13 protein-coding genes are annotated in these 16,313 nt (G+C 42.6%); 4 read left to right on the forward strand and 9 right to left on the reverse strand.

The features are described 5' to 3' along the window. Window positions 1-47: 47 nt before the first annotated feature. The 3 genes from A923_RS0115645 to A923_RS0115655 form a co-directional block, all read right to left on the reverse strand. The gene (locus tag A923_RS0115645; RefSeq protein ID WP_017222626.1) at window positions 48-3,215 is read right to left on the reverse strand and encodes a multidrug efflux RND transporter permease subunit; all 3,168 of its coding nucleotides are present in this window, start codon (window positions 3,213-3,215) and stop codon (window positions 48-50) included. Beyond that, entirely contained in the window at window positions 3,215-4,279 is a 1,065-nt protein-coding gene (locus A923_RS0115650; protein ID WP_017222627.1) for an efflux RND transporter periplasmic adaptor subunit, read from the reverse strand. Before A923_RS0115650 ends, A923_RS0115645 begins: the two co-directional genes overlap by 1 nt. A 303-nt stretch (window positions 4,280-4,582) precedes the next feature. After that, window positions 4,583-5,659: a linear amide C-N hydrolase gene (locus A923_RS0115655; RefSeq protein ID WP_017222628.1), complete on the reverse strand. Its 1,077-nt coding sequence runs from the start codon at window positions 5,657-5,659 to the stop codon at window positions 4,583-4,585. Window positions 5,660-5,856: 197 nt separating this feature from the next. On the opposite strand from A923_RS0115655, the gene A923_RS0115660 reads away from it, so the two are divergent. The 3 genes from A923_RS0115660 to A923_RS0115670 all read left to right on the forward strand — a co-directional run bounded on the left by A923_RS0115660 (window position 5,857) and on the right by A923_RS0115670 (window position 9,235). Further along, on the forward strand, window positions 5,857-6,759 hold the full coding sequence (locus A923_RS0115660; protein WP_017222629.1) for a LysR family transcriptional regulator: 903 nt from the start codon (window positions 5,857-5,859) through the stop codon (window positions 6,757-6,759). A 100-nt stretch (window positions 6,760-6,859) separates the two neighbouring features. Next, a complete protein-coding gene (locus tag A923_RS0115665) occupies window positions 6,860-8,038 on the forward strand; it encodes a PrnB family protein (protein ID WP_017222630.1) in 1,179 nt (392 codons plus the stop codon). Between the two features lie 87 nt (window positions 8,039-8,125). Then, window positions 8,126-9,235 (forward strand): aminotransferase class V-fold PLP-dependent enzyme, encoded by a 1,110-nt coding sequence (locus A923_RS0115670; protein WP_017222631.1) that lies wholly within the window; start codon window positions 8,126-8,128, stop codon window positions 9,233-9,235. A gap of 29 nt (window positions 9,236-9,264) precedes the next feature. Here A923_RS0115670 and A923_RS0115675 read toward each other — a convergent pair whose 3' ends face one another. From A923_RS0115675 to A923_RS0115690, 4 genes are all read right to left on the reverse strand, one after another. Then, window positions 9,265-9,840, reverse strand: a complete 576-nt coding sequence (locus tag A923_RS0115675; RefSeq protein WP_017222632.1) for an HD domain-containing protein — start codon at window positions 9,838-9,840, stop codon at window positions 9,265-9,267. Beyond that, window positions 9,840-10,946, reverse strand: a complete 1,107-nt coding sequence (locus tag A923_RS0115680; protein WP_017222633.1) for a TauD/TfdA family dioxygenase — start codon at window positions 10,944-10,946, stop codon at window positions 9,840-9,842. The genes A923_RS0115675 and A923_RS0115680 overlap by 1 nt, the downstream gene beginning before the upstream one ends. 98 nt (window positions 10,947-11,044) lie before the next feature. Next, window positions 11,045-12,055 (reverse strand): putative 2-aminoethylphosphonate ABC transporter substrate-binding protein, encoded by a 1,011-nt coding sequence (locus A923_RS0115685; protein ID WP_017222634.1) that lies wholly within the window; start codon window positions 12,053-12,055, stop codon window positions 11,045-11,047. Window positions 12,056-12,203: 148 nt separating this feature from the next. Then, a complete protein-coding gene (locus A923_RS0115690) occupies window positions 12,204-14,090 on the reverse strand; it encodes a methyl-accepting chemotaxis protein (RefSeq protein WP_017222635.1) in 1,887 nt (628 codons plus the stop codon). A gap of 238 nt (window positions 14,091-14,328) precedes the next feature. Here A923_RS0115690 and A923_RS0115695 point away from each other — a divergent pair, with 238 nt between their 5' ends. Further along, window positions 14,329-15,084: an ureidoglycolate lyase gene (locus A923_RS0115695; protein ID WP_033197637.1), complete on the forward strand. Its 756-nt coding sequence runs from the start codon at window positions 14,329-14,331 to the stop codon at window positions 15,082-15,084. 119 nt (window positions 15,085-15,203) lie between these two features. On the opposite strand, the gene A923_RS0115700 is transcribed toward A923_RS0115695, so the two are convergent. Then, a complete protein-coding gene (locus tag A923_RS0115700; RefSeq protein ID WP_026006273.1) occupies window positions 15,204-15,842 on the reverse strand; it encodes a hypothetical protein in 639 nt (212 codons plus the stop codon). 39 nt (window positions 15,843-15,881) lie between these two features. Then, window positions 15,882-16,277: a DUF3859 domain-containing protein gene (locus A923_RS0115705; RefSeq protein WP_017222639.1), complete on the reverse strand. Its 396-nt coding sequence runs from the start codon at window positions 16,275-16,277 to the stop codon at window positions 15,882-15,884. Window positions 16,278-16,313: the final 36 nt, after the last annotated feature.

A 16,313-nucleotide genomic window follows, 5' to 3' on the forward strand; every position in this document is an offset into this window, starting at 1 on the left:
TACTTACCCTTATCGTCAGTCTCTATGTTGATAGCTAGCCACGAAAACTAAGCCACGTCCTTCACTACATGTACGCCATTTACCTGCTCACTCGCTTTATCGGTTTCAGCTGCCGCTATTTTTGCAGCCTGCTCTGCTAATTCCGTTTCTAACATCGCTTCAACATAACCTGGTGAATGCGTTGAACCCGAAATCAAACGGTACATTGCCGGAATAACCAGCAAGGTAACTAAAGTAGCAAACGCCATACCAAAGAACACCACAGTACCCACGGCAATACGACTTTCTGAACCTGCACCCGTTGATAAAATTAACGGTATAGAACCCGCTAACGTAGTAAATGCAGTCATCAAAATAGGACGTAGACGTCGCGCTGACGCATCAATAATCGCTTGTTCAATAGCGATACCACGGTCACGTAACTGGTTGGCAAACTCGACAATTAAGATACCATTTTTGGTCACCATACCAATCAACATGATCATACCAATCTGGCTATAAATATTCAGACCACCACCCATAACGTACAAGCCTAAGAAGCCACCAAATACCCCCATAGGTACGGTAAACATCACCACCATCGGGTTAATAAAGCTTTCAAACTGCGCCGCTAATACTAAATACGCCACCAGCAGGGCTAGACCAAAGACCACTAAAATACTGCTTTGGTTTTCTTTAAAGTCTTTTGACTCGCCAGAGTAAGCAATAGATATATCACTTGGTAATGACTCTACCGATTGTGCATCTAAGAAATCTAACACTTCGCCCAACGTATAACCTTCCCCTATGCTGCCACTTAAGGTAATAGATTTTTGCTTATTATTGTGCGACAAGCGACTTGCCGATGCGACTTCTTCGATTGTCGTCAGCGTATCGAGCGTGATCAGGTCTCCCTTGGCACTACGAATATAAATCTGACTTAAATCGTTGACGTTATTAAAGCTATCTTCATCACCACGTAAGTACACATCATACTCTTCACCACGTTCGATATAACTGGTTTCACTGCGGCCGCCCAGCATGATCTCAAGCGTCGTCGATACTTCATCAACACTGATACCCAATTCACCGGCACGTTCTTTATCAATGCTCACGACTAGCTCAGGGGTTTTCTCTGAATAATCCAGATCGCCACCGACTAATACACCCGCGTCTTCGGCTTTGGTTTTCAGTAATTCTGCCCATTGTTCTAGTTCAGAATAATCAGAGCCTCCTAATACAAATTGTACCGGATCACTCGAACCACCACCGAAGCCTGGCATTAATGGGCGCACCATCACATCTGGAATATCTTTCAATGCTTTTGCCACCATGCCTAACGCTTCAGTCGCACTCACACTACGGTCTGCCCAGTCTTCAAGAATGATGATCACAAAGCCAGTTTGATCTCCGGCGCGGCCACCAAATGCTGGCGCTTGGGTATTAAACGATTTAATAACGCCTTGACCAACAAGCGGTAATAAACGTGCTTCAACGATATCCATGTTCGCCGTCATACGGTTAAAACTGGTGCCTTCCGCGCCTTTGACAAAGGCAAACAATACCCCGCGATCTTCTTGTGGTGATAACTGTGATGGCACTTGTTTCATCAACAAGAAACTACCCACAACACAAGCGATAATAACCACAGGTGCAACCCATCTAAACTGCACAGCTTTAGCAACAATACCGCGATAACCGTTTTCTAAGCGTTGGAATAAACCTTCCATCCACACACTAAAGCGACTGCTTTTTTGCTCTTTTTTTAACATTTTACTAGCAAGTACTGGGGTCAATGTCAGGGCTATCACTGACGAGAAGATCACCGACATGGACAACAACACAGAGAACTCAGTAAACAACAACCCGACCATACCATCCATAAAGGAAATAGGCAGGAACACCATCACCAATACCATGGTGGTCGCAACAACAGCAAAGCCCACTTCACGTGTACCTTTATAGGCCGCTAATAACGGTTTTTCACCTTGTTCGATATGATGGAAAATATTTTCGACCACCACAATCGCATCATCAACCACCAGACCAATCGATAAGATCAGCGCCATTAAGGTAATTAAGTTAATCGAGAAACCAAAATAATAAGCGGCAATGAATGACGAAATCAACGATACCGGCACAGTAACAGCGGGGATCAACGTCGCGCGCGCTTGACCAATAAAGATATACAAGACTAATACCACCAGACCACCGGTAATAAAGAGCGTGCTGTATACTTCCGAAATAGATTGATCAATAAACACAGTGGAATCGTAATCAACCGCTAAGCTCATGCCTGCAGGCAAGAACGCTTGCATCTTATCGACTTCTGCATGCACCGCTGACGCCACATCCAACGGATTGGCATCCGATTGCGTCACCACACCTAAACTCAGGTTAACGATGCCATTACTTTTATATGACGAGCTTTCATTTTCAGCGCCAACATAAACTTGTGCGACGTCGCGTAAATACACCGGCGCACCATCGCTAGTGGTTCTCACTACCAGGTATTCAAAGTCTTGTGGCTGGGCATATAAACGCGCAGTACGTACTGACATCACCGTCGTATCGTTACGTACTTCACCACCGGGATTCTCGACATTTTCCGTTTTTAACGCATCGACGATATCACTTGTCGTGACCGCGCGACCGGCCATTAAGTCAGGGAACAACTTAACGTACATCACCTGATATAAACCGCCGGATAAATCAACCGAACTCACACCCGAGATCAGACTAAAGCGATCTTCTAATACCCGTTGGGCATAATCGGTCAGCTGCGTACGATCCATTTCAGTCGAGTTTAAATTAATATAAACCGAGGGTTCACCACTGCCGTTATCTTTCGATACGATAGGATCGTCGGCTTCATCGGGTAAACTACGCTGCGCTTTGGCAACCGCGTCACGAATATCACTGACACCTTCGGTTAAATCCCAGCCCAAATCAAACGTCACGGTGATACGTGACATACCATTACGGGTGACCGATTTAACTTCATCGATACCACTGATACCAGTAATTTGATCTTCAATGATCGACGTTATTTGGCTTTCCATGATCGTGGCAGCAGCACCGTCATAGCGCGTCATCACGGTTACAACTGGACTTTCAACATCCGGCATTTCTCGTACTGCAAGTTTACTAAACGACACGGCACCAAACACACACAGCAATAAGCTGAGTACAATAGCGACAACCGGTCGTTTGACTGAGGTATCAGACAACCACATTAGTTAGTCTCCTGCTGGCCAGTTAAATCTTTCACTTGCAATCCATTACGCATGTTCACTAGGCCTTGAACGACAATACGGTCGCCAATTTCTAAGCCATTTTCAATTAATACTTGGTCAACAATACGTGCGCCAAGTGATACTTGTGTTCGGGTTACACGTTCATCGTCACCCACCACATAAACAAAGCGTTTGGTGCCTGAATATTCTAGCGCTTGCACTGGAATAATAGGTTCATTAATCGCAGGGAAAACCACACTTGATGACATCATCATGCCCGGTTTAAGGTGGTTATCTTTATTTTCAAAATTAACTCGTACACGTAAGTTTAACGTTTCAGCGTTAATGCGCGAATCAATCGCCACAACCTCGCCTTTAAAAGATTGACCATCCCAAGCTCGGCTGGTTGATGTCACTGCCATACCCGTGGATAATTGCGACAAATAACGTTCTGGTACGGCAAGATCAAGCTGCATTGTCGATAAGTCATCAAGGGTTAACAGCTCTGTACCAACAGATACCATTTTACCGCGACTAAAATCGAGTAAACCAACCGTGCCCGCAAATGGCGCTGTTAAATAATGATCATCCATATTTGCTTGTGCTGCAGCTAAACGCGCCTGTGCAATCGCGACGATTGCTGATTGTGCATAGACTTCGGTTTGGGTGATGGCATTACTTTTTACGAGCGTTGAATATTCATTTAGCTTACGTTTCTCGTCGGTATAATAAGCCTTCGCTTCTAGCAATGCCGCTTGTGCTTTACTGTCATCGAGTTGCACTAATAACTGCCCTGCTTTCACCGTTTGATTGGCGGTGATCTTGATACTATCAACCTTCCCTGCGACTTCCGGGGCCACGCTAACAAATTGCGTTGACTGTAATTTACCGATCAATGAGATAGATTGTGAAACTTCATGGTACTGCACCGTCTCGGTATAGACAGAAACCACACGCTCAGCGCCTTTCCCAGCATTGCCGCCTTTGGCCTGAACTGGAATGGTGTAACTCGAAAAACTAAACATCAGTGCGCTAATGATCGCCAGGGAAGTACGTTTATACATTATGTCTCTTCTATAAAAATGAGCGTGTCTTGCTTTCATCCATGAATAGCGAGTCTAAAATTTTGATACGCTATAATACCGTAAAAGGGGCAGGGAAATATGGAGAAAATGTGGAGATTAGGGTCAACTAGTGTAAAGTTTGTCAGGATCGAGGGGGGATTATAAAAACTATTATATTTGCGATAAAAAAACACTAGCCAGTCTCAATCTATACGATCAATACCGACTAGCTTCATTTTCATTTTTAGTCTGAGATTAAGTATGAATTTGGTGTTATTTATCCGGGCTACTATCCGGTACTGTTTATTCGGTACTATTTATTCGGTATTGCGCCATCACACCATTTTGTTGTTTAAATTGGCTAGTCATGTCACCAACATTACTTTGCTCATCCGCTTTTAGCGTATAGTTTTTACCATCATTGAGTTTATTAAAATCAACTTTGAACTGGGTGTACACATCACCATACTGATAACGCATATTCAGTTCTCTCTGTTCTAGGTTATAGGTCAGAGTATACTGCGTTGCATAACCCGTCATCTTACCGTTGACGATACGGTTAGCGGCGTCTAGCGGCACTTTATACGTTGAGCTATCAATTTTCGCTAAGCCGTTAATAATACTGCTTGGCTCTTGCAGTTGCGCCAGCATGTATTTATTCCACACAAAGCGCTCTGCAGGTCCGACGTTACCCGCTAATGGGAATTCACTTGAATATTGTGACTGTTGTGTTGGTTTTTTCGCATCCCAATTAGCTAAGTGCTTATTAAATTCAGGACTATTGGTTAATACGTCATACTGCGCGCCGTGGTAAATCTTCCAGTGTCCATCAATAAACTCTAAAATAGCTGAATCACCACTGCTGTCTTGCAATGAATAATGGCCTTTTAACTTAGCACCATCAGCGCCAGCAAACTGCTGAATTTGAATATCTTCAATACCCACCAGCGCCTCTTTAACGCTGCTGAAGTTATCTAAGAAATACGGAATAACACGCGAGTTTTCTAATTGCACCTTCTCGGCATTGTATTCCCCACTGCTTTCTTCCCCTAGATACAAAGCATTTGCGGCTAACCCCGCTTCATTAAAACCATCAATGCCCGCTTTACCGTAAAACGTCGTTAAGATTGAAGCGTACTTGGATGTCCATGTCATAACTTGGTCACCAGACTCCGCACCTCGGTAACTAATACCCTTTGCACGCACATCAATTGTCGGGTGTGTTTCAACCATCCAGTCCATTGTTCGAGACACAAATACCCCATGCTCTTCAGTATCCCAAATTAACCGTGAACAGGCTTGTACCACAGAGATAGCGGAAGTGAATAATGCCGCGCCAACGGCAACCTTAACCAATGATTTTTTTGTTAATAAAGTCATACTTTAATCTACCTTATAAAATGTTATCTCAGCAATGGAATGTTTCTGCATCACGCTTGTTTACATGCCTCAATAATAACGGTTTAATCTCACAGGTAATCTCAGTTACGTTGGGAATATCCCAACAACGAATGATATGAGTAATATGATCCATAACATTCGTCATGTTAGTACAAGATGAGGGAGTGGAAGCAATCATGCTTAGATTTAGTTTCGAACAATTGGCGTCATTCGTGGCTGTCGCTGAACAAGGCTCGTTTAGTAAAGCGGCACAATCATTAGGGAAAGATCGTTCGACCTTGCATCAACACGTAGGTAATTTAGAAATTGATTTGGGTATTACTTTATTTGATCGCCGCGGTAAGTTTCCTAAAATAACCTTTGAAGGCCGCAGTTTACTCACCCAAGTCCAGCATATTCTTTACCATGCACAAGTACTGCAAAATAGCGGTGACAGTTTAGCTGAAGGATTAGAAGCAAGCTTGACGATTTATCACGATGTTTCCTTGCCAATTTCAGTCATAGAACAAGTACAACGAGCTGTCCATCAGCAATACCCACAAACACAATTGCATTGGCTACACCGAGGACGTGAAGAGTCTATTAACGCACTTGCAGAGCAGCATGCTGATATCTCAATTATTTTAAGCAAAGGTTCTGGTGTACTACCAAGCAAAGGGCTTACTTTTACCAATCTCGGGTTTCTGCCATTTTCTTTCTTTGCCCATACAGACACCGCTTTAGCGCAACAAGTAAGTTGTAGTTTGGAAGATTTAGAAAAGCAGCAGCAATACACTGCAGAGAATTTCATGGAAGTAGATCTTGGTAAAAAAACTAAAATATCGGCGCGTGTGGCCACCATCAGCAATATGGATATTATTCTGTCATTACTCAAGCAGGGTGGCTGGGCATTGTTACCCAACCACGTGGTTAGTTCGTCTTCATATGCGCATGAGATCTGTAAACTCAACATTAATTTTATGACCAATGACGGCCGCTGGAGTTTAGTTTTACTTACCCGTTCCCATCAAAGTACCGGTAAAGTAAAAAGTTACGCCATCGAACAATTTAAAGCGGCGTTTAAAGATATCACTCGATAAGCTACTTTTGTGTACCACCTTCTTACTCGATGGAGTAGTTTTATAAATTACCTAATGCGTTAATATTCCAGCCGAATATTCACACTCAAAAGGTAATTAAATGAAAAACAGTAGTAACGCGACCCAGATATTTGATCTATGGATTAGATCTTCATTTGTTGATATCAATACCGAGCTAGAGAGCCTCTATTGGCAACAAGAAGATAGGGATAATGTCGACGGCGTTGGTGACGCATTGAAACAACAACTCGAGTCTGAAGGCAATGCGCTAATAAAAGTACTTCTAGCAGAGGGTAATACCAGCCAAAATTTTGATAACGCGTTTAATTTACTCGGCAGTGTCGGGTTATACATGGCCGCTTGCCGCCGTCATGAATTAACAGAACCGTCACGCGAAACCCGTTCACCACTTATCGCAGCATCCGCTCTCGCCATGCACTTAGGTCCAACGATAGGTATGGCACCACGTTTTTCTACCGCGCACTTAACCACGCATAATATCGCCGAGAATGGCATCTACAAACGCTTCACCACCTTACATGACGAGAGCCTATTTGTTGATTACAATACCCGCAGTATATTGGCCTTTAAACGTGCCGCAGAAGCGCTATCCAAAATACATGTCATGGGTATCTCTCACCCGCTTTGTTATGACTTATTGCTCGCAGCCAAGCAGGGGCTGAGTGAGGTTATTGACTCAAACACCATCTTATTCAGTGAACTCGATACCGATCGTTTCTTCCATTGCGTCCGCCCTTATTACAAACCTTATCGTGTCGGCACTCAGATTTATCGTGGTGCCAATGCCGGTGATTTTGCCGGTATCAATATTGTCGATATGTTACTTGGATTATGCCGCGCCAATGAACCATTTTACTCACAAATGCTGGTTGATAAATTCACTTACATGATGCCTGAAGACCAGCAGTTACTGCGTGACTGTATGCAACGTGCCAATTTAATGGATGATTTTCTTAGCCAACAGCAATATAAAAACCAAGCTTGGTATCAACGTAATTTAACTGTTTTTTTAGACGTCTGTAAATTACACGGCGCTACTGCAATCCAACACCATGACCAACTGGTGAATAAATACATAGCGCAACCAGCAAGTCAGGTGCAATCACAGCATATGGATAAGTTAACAGCCAGTGGTCCACCATTACACATATTACTGCGTTCACTCGAAAAGCTCCGAGATCTTCGTGCTGCGAATCCGAGAGAGGACATCGCAACACGTTATCACGACATGCTGACACTGCATTCATCACTCAATTAACCGCCAGTGCAGCGACGACAACACGCTTCAACCACCTTGTTAACAACATTTAACACCGACATGTACATATGAAGGAATTGAACAGTCATGTATAAAAAAGATTTTTTACTTAACGACAATATTTATTTACTCAACCATTCTGTTGGTCGCCCACTTAAAAATACCGAGCAGCAATTTAAACGCCATTTCATGGACCACTGGCAGCATACGAGCAGCGAACCATGGCCGCAATGGATGACGGCCATTGACCGCTACAATTCAGCGTTAGGCACATTGTTTAATAATGATGGCGCTAATTTTTGCCCACAAGTGAATCTATCGAGTGCGCTCACTAAATTAGTCATGTCCGTCGATAGGTTACAACAACCACACACCAAAATACTCATGTCTGAAGCTGACTTCCCCAGTATGGGCTTTGTCATGCAGCGAGCATTAGCATCAACAGCAAGCATCACCTACATTCCAAGTCAGCTGGATGTTACCGATCCAAATGTGTGGGCTGAATACCTTAATGAGACGATTGACCTGGTTTTTATCAGCCATGCGTACTCCAACACCGGTCAACAAGCACCACTGAATGACATTTTATCGATTGCCCGTCAGCATCAGGTATTATCTATCATCGATGTCGCGCAATCAGCCGGGATCATGCCACTCGATCTGAGCGTCACGAGACCAGACTTTATGATTGGATCTTGTGTGAAATGGTTATGCGGTGGGCCCGGCAGCAGTTATTTATGGGTTAATCCAACGCAAATAACGTCTTGTCATCCACAAGATGTCGGTTGGTTTTCTCATCAACAGCCGTTTGAGTTTGATATCCATGATTTTCGTGAACGCAACAGCGCATTGAAATTTTGGGGAGGCACGCCATCGATCATGCCGTATGTTATCTCTGCCAATAGTATCGAATACTTTGCCAGGTTAGGGACAGAAACATTACGCCAACATAACCAAACGTTATTGGATATGTTGGCCAATGCTTTTCCAGGACAACTGGTGTCACCACAGCAAATACCTCAGCGTAATGGCACCGCCATTTTACACTTTGGTGCACAACAAGCGGAAGTTCTTTCGGCATTATCGGCGCATAAAATCAGTGTCGACAATCGATTGCATGGCATGCGCATATCACCACACATCTATAATGATGAAACAGAAATACAGCAGCTTATCGATGTGATTAAGTCGGTATAGACTTGCTCACATCCGTTAATTAAGCGGTACTAAAAAGCCTCTGTCGATAACAAGACAGGAGGCTTATTCATCACAAACTGCTGGGCAATACGTAAGTAGTGTGCCAAATCGGGGTGTTCCAGTGCTAAGTCTTTACCTAAATCATCAAACAAGCGTACTTGTAAGGCGTCTTTATAAAATGGCAGTTGTTCAAACTCGCTAATATCTTGCGCATTCATTGCCCCACCTTGCACAACGAGACTATCTTGTGATGCTTGGCTAAGTTGGCTGTGATATTTAGGCTTCACCGCGCACAAATAACGCTTGGCTTGCACATGTAACGCAATACCATCAATGATCTGCTTCGGGAAGTACGGCGCTAAAAATTTAGCCCCCACATCTTCATGATAACCATCAATACCGTGCTCGGCGATATCTTCTGGCAGCTCTAAAATTAAATGGCCAAAGTCATGCAATAAGGCCGCGGTAATGATCGCGTCACTGCTATTTTTTTGCTCGGCGTAATAAGCCGACTGCAGCATATGCTCACCCATAGAGATATTCTCACCATAAGCAACGTGACCATTGTCTTCGAATTGCTGTTTAATAAACGCAATTATATCCATTATTTAGTCTCCATTTGACATTCTAATGCCGTCTCTAATACTGCTAGCGCGCTCTTTAATGAATCAATATCGGCATAACAACCTTGCAGATGTCGAGCGCCTTCAGCAGCCACTTCTCGGCCATGTAAAATCCGTTCATTATTAAATATCATCAGCTCGCCCGGTTGCAAGGTACACAAGAATTTGCACTCAGCGCTATGCAAGATACGGCTGAAATTTTGATACGCTTGATAAAATGCCGCCATCTCTGCAAACGGTAATTGAATCGCTTGAATAGAACGGTTATTTAAACGGATACGCTCAAGACCGCCGCTATTATTTAACTCGATGATATAACCCGTATGTTCAAGATGAGTATCTGCATTTTTAAAACGGTACGTCACTGGCGTCGAGGTTAATAACTTATATTGTTGTGGAAAACGTTGTTGCAATAATTGCGCGGCGTAGAAGCCGTCCGTTAACGCTGTTACCCCCCCTTTTTCAGCACTGACTAAGCAATGCAAAAGCTGTAAAGTCGGCACTGGATGGCGGTAAGCATTGTCCGTATGTAGGCTTAATGGCTTGGGGGTGAATGCTAAATTAACCGGATTTTCTTGCGACACCACTTCGAAATGACTGCCGTAGTTGGTATCACGCACAAAGCCAAATTGCTCGACGACCTTAAATAACTGTTTATCCACATTCGGTACATCGGTTAAGAATGCCAGCCCAAATTGTTTCACCGCCCCTAACCAATCACGCTTAATATCCTGACGACTGAGTACGTCAGGGTAACGAAAAGTGATTGCTGGCGCATCGAGTTGTCCATCCCACAATACTTGCTCATCGAGCGCAGTCGTATCATTAGCGTCTTGCTCAAAAGCTTGCATACTTTCTAAAAAAGTCTGACTGTAGCGGCTTTGATGGCCATCTTGCCAAGTAATGACTAAGTCCCCGTATTCAATCGTCACCACTTCTGGCTGGATCGTTAAATCTAAATCGAGGATCTCTTGTAAGCGTTGTCCAGACGAATGTAAACATGCGCTGCAACGGCAATTATCTTTTAGCCAAAAATAATGCAATGGCTGATTATTATAAACAAGGTGGGAAGCGTGTAGTGTCAGCATAGCGAGGTCCTAATATTCAAAGACAATTATTAAAAAACGATGCAGCAAGGTCATCATAATCCCCTGCTGCACCGGATTAACTCAAAGAGAGAGTTAAATTAACCTTTAGATTCTGACTTACTATTAAATTTATCAGACCATTTAGTTAATACAGCTCGACGATCATTGGCCATTTTACCAAAGTCCATGTCTACAATCGCGTCTTCCACATTCGGGTAGTTTGCAACCGCGCCACTCACGTCTTTATGCCCAACAACAGGATAAATGGTGTTATACATTTTGTTGGCATCCAGTGATAACGACCATTCAACCAGCTTTTTAGCCGCATCAGATTCGTTATTCACTAGGCCAACAGACTCCGTATCCCAACCAATACCTTTTGGTAAGATAAGATCAATCGGTGCGCCTTGAGACTTCAATTTAGAACCGCGGATCGCCACAGAAATACCAATGACGGTTTCACCCATCGCAGACTGCACGCAAGGTTTAGAGCCTGAATGGGTATAATGAGCAATATTTTTATCCAGTTGCTCCATATACTGCCAGCCTTGTTGCTCACCCATACCTTGTAACCATGCTGTCACTTGGATATACCCCGTACCCGATGAACCCGGATTAGGCATCACGATGTGGCCCTTATAAACTGGATCGAGCAAGTCTTCCCAGGTTTTCGGTTTTGGTAAACCCAGTTGTTTTGCAACGATGGTATTAAAACAAACGGTATTAAAAAACGCGTCATTACCAAACCAGGCTTTGTCGTCTTCAGGATCAACCATAGAGGCTTTTAAACCCGCTAAATTAGTTGGCGTATAAGGTTTAACAATACCGCTATCTTTGAGTAATGCTAATGATGAACCAGCCAATCCCCACACCACATCTGCTTTGGCATTTTTACCTTCAGCCAATAACTTAGCCGTCATCACACCGGTAGAATCACGCACCCATTTAATCTCGATATCAGGGTGGCTTTCTTCAAAGGTATTTTTAAATAAGGCTAACAGATCGGTTTCAAAAGAAGTGTAAACGACCAACTCCTGTTTCGCGAACGCGTTAGCAGAAGCACCGAAAATAACGGCAGTGGCAAGTAATGACTGTTTAAAAATGTGCATCAATAACATCCTTTATTGATAAATTAATCGATAGTTACCTAAGGGATAGATAAGTATTTATGATGCACATCATAGGTTGGATATATGACAGTTTTATGTTGTTATTATGTCGCTAAGATTAAATTGTTCCATTCAAGGCACAAGATCATTAACGTAATTTAAAGAAGTTTAATATCATTTTTTGCTCTTCCGATAAACGCGCAAGCTCTTCACTGGCTTGATTGCTTTGATCGATACCCGCCACGTTTTGAGTCACCATATCTGACGCTTGCATGACATTAGCAGCGACATCTTGGGTTACTGTCGATTGCTCTTGCGATGCCGTTGATACTAACGTATTCATATCCGAAATTTGCGATACCAGATGTGAAATATCCGTAAAGCAATGACTCACCGTTTGCGCTATTACGCGTGAATCTTGAAACAGCTCAACATTACTGCTCATGTAGCTGTCCGCTTTTTCAGACTGATCTTGCAGTTTAGTGATTATTTCTTGAATATTAACCGTTGATTCCTGCGTTTTCGCAGCTAAAGCACGCACTTCATCTGCCACGACAGCAAAACCACGACCCTGCTCACCCGCTCGCGCAGCTTCAATAGCGGCATTCAATGCTAATAAATTAGTTTGTTGCGAAATGGTATTAATCACATCGACAACGCTACCGATATCAACCGAGTAGGCTCTTAACTGATTAACCATTAACGTTGACTCACGCACTGAATCTTCAATACGTTTAGTGATCACATCTGATTCCTGCAACGCCGTATTACCACGACTAACGCTTTCAATCGCGTTATTGGCTGCATTCTCTGCATTGTTGGCATTTAGACTGACTTCAGCCGCAGTACAAGATAACTCATTAATAGCCGTTGCCACTTGCTCTATCTGCGCGATTTCATGCTGTGAATTCGTTGCTGCTTCCGCCATTACGGCAGCAAGTTCTACCGATGCTGATGACACATTGTCAGAAATAGCATGGGTTTGCTGTACGATATTTTGTAATTCACGTAACAAGATCAACATACTGGCATAAATACCTGTGGTCGCTTGATTCGTGTCGCTAACCGCAGTCAGATCACCACGCGCCATTTTGTCCATCAAGTTGGAAATATCTTCAGGCTCACCACCGATTGGTGCATAAATATATTTAACAATGAAAAAGTAAAAAATGATAATAGCCACAATAATCGCGATACATAAAAACAGTAATGAACCGACTAGGTTGGCATTACTCGCCGCATTAATATCCTTGCCATATTCATAACTCGCCACGATCCAGTTACGTACTGATAGCTTGTTGGTGACGACAGAGACCATTTCGCCATTAACTTCATATGTGAAGCGGCTAATGCCTTGGTTTACCTGCTCATACTGTGGGCGAACTTGAAACATGTTCTTGCCTAACAGTTGAGTATCTTTACTCGACATGACATAACCGTCATTGCGATAAACAAAAATTTGGTTGTCACTGGTCAGCGAGGTAATAAAGCCAGTAATATTATCTAAATCGATATCAATCGACAGTGCTGCCACCGTTTGATTATGATGGTAAATAGGCACAACCAAAGAAATGATATTTTGTTTGGTTAACGCATTTCGGTAAGCTTTAGTAACAATTATTTTTTCATTATCATAGAAAATACGGCTGTACCATTCACGGTTAAGTGCTTTAGCATTAAAGTTAGCAACATAACCGCCGCCTTCAATCGCACGGCCATCTTTTAAGCCAATAAATATATTTTCAACACCATCAATTTTGTTAATAAAGTGACGGGTTTTCTGTACAGCGCGTTCGACCGATAGTGGCTCACCATTATCACCGAACTCAAAAGAAACGGCGTTCAAAGCATCAAAATAACGCATTAATTTTTCATCTAATGCTTTCGCGATTAACCGCGATTGGCTATCCATTTTATCTTCATAATTAGTGTGACTAAAATTATCGAAGGCGCTATAACCAAAAAAAGTAATCGCACCACAAATAGTGATCACCAACGAAGCGAAAAAAACCAATATTCTATATTTTAACGTCATAATATGCTCAGAACTGTAAATTAGCCGCGTATTCTATCTTAATAAATTCGCACGCATAGCATTATTTATCATTTTAATGCAAGACAACATAACCCACCAAACGTGATGTGTGTCACGCTATATAAATTTATAAAGCCTTGTATGGATATAATGATTTACGCAATTGCGGTAGCACTGTCATTAAAATTAAACAATAAAATGCTAATTTATGCTTAATTCAGCCAAATAGAGCACCAACATGACATCTATAACGTTAGCTACAACTTCATCTACAACTACAATCGCCAATCCAAATACAGTTTTAAATACAGATTCAAATAATGCACCGAATACCATATCGAATACTGTGCCTGACTATTTAAACCCTGATATCGCGTCTGATCTCGCGCTGTTAGATATTCCCATTATTGAAGCAACACCCGAAAGTCTAAAAGGTTATGGTTTCTTTGTTGACGATCCTGAGACTTTTGATATTGAGATCACCCGCTGGCCAGCACAAGGTTGGCGTAAAGTCGATGAAGATACTGGTGATGAAGGTGGAGTGACAGAAGGGACGTTTATTAGTACCTGGAAAGGAGACTATCTGTTTGGCCGTAATAAAGCCGTCGATGGCCATTATATTATCGGTTATAACCAACGACCAGAAATCGCTGTCGACAACCACAGTAACAAACCAACACAACTGCTCTTATGGCATGCAAACTATCACCCCGATGGTGGGCAGATGTTTTATCCTAAGGCTAATCAACCATTTTTACTGCCATTAGCCTTGCCGGGGGACGATGTCAAACCACAAGACTTTGTATGTTTTTATTTCAGTGGTGAGCGCGGTGCCTATATTCATGCCAACGTTTGGCACGAAGGCGTATTTGCGATTGCCGGTGAACAAGAGTTTGCCGATAAACAAGGCGCAGTACACGCCCGCGTATCGGTAGATTTTGGTAAAGAATTTAACTGTTTATTGCGGGTTGATTTAACGACGTTACCGTTATAATCCAACTCAATTATTACGATAATCCAACTAAGCTACTGATGCGTTCAATGCTATATTCAACGCATCAGTTCTTAGCATCGGTACTTGGCATAATTACTAATATTATAGCTACTTGGTATTTAGATCGCGTAAAGCGCATCTATTTCACCATTTTTAATGCGCATATTTACACGCAGTAATGCTTTTTGAGTGATTGCCAATACATCGTTCAGGTTCGCATAACACGCTTGCTCATCTTCTCCATAGGCAAAGAAGTTTAACGTGACTTGGTAACCCATTCCGCCGGAATCCGGTTTATCACCTAATGCTAAATAACAGGTCGGTGATTTTGATAGCCCAATAGCACCGGCTTTAAAGCCTGGTTTCATCGACGAGGCCATTGACTGGATATTATTCATTAACCAATCAAGACTTTTGTCCTGACAATTTTCAGGAATATCTCGGAATAAAATCATTAATCGTGCACTGCATTTTTTCGCATACGGATATTGCTGGTCGCTATTATCTTCTGCGGCATTAAACACACTGTCATTACTTTCTAATAACGAGCTTGCACCATTCACCCATTCGATTAAACGATAAAACTGTTCAACAAATTCCCACTGTTGAAACGGTAACAAATCTTCTAACGCACTGCGGATCAACTCAGGCTGTTGTTTAAAGTCCATATATACACTCGACTCATCCGATACCATGCTCGTCCATGGGTGAGATCTTAACGCTGAGTTATCAATTTTTTGGGAAATAAAAGCATCCACAGTTGCAGCCTTTGTTGGTTATATAATAGGGGCTGGATTTTAACAGTGTTCCAGCGATATATTGAAGGTTTTATCCGCTAATATTTTTCCATCGAGTGATACGGTCATACGCCAGTCACCACATTTATCGGCAATCGGTTGCCATACTGTGTCGCCCAAGTAAAAATTCCAATCACTGTTTGTCACATGCACGTCGCCGGTAAACGGTGCGCGTACATTACCATCGACGTCTAAAATACCAGGATGAGCAATACAAAATTGCAATTTAGCGCCACGGGCTTTTTTAATATTAACGATAAAACCAAATTCAATATCAATTTCTGCGGGGATATCTGTCGTGAATTTTTGAATGCTCGGTAAATCTTTTGATTTGCTTTGCCACTGCGAGTGAATGCCATAGGTTTGCATTTTAGTGACGGGGTTATACTTAGCCATAGGTTCACCTTAGGTAGTCCGCTGTATCAAACGACA

This window comes from Moritella dasanensis ArB 0140 (assembly GCF_000276805.1).
GTDB lineage: Bacteria > Pseudomonadota > Gammaproteobacteria > Enterobacterales > Moritellaceae > Moritella > Moritella dasanensis.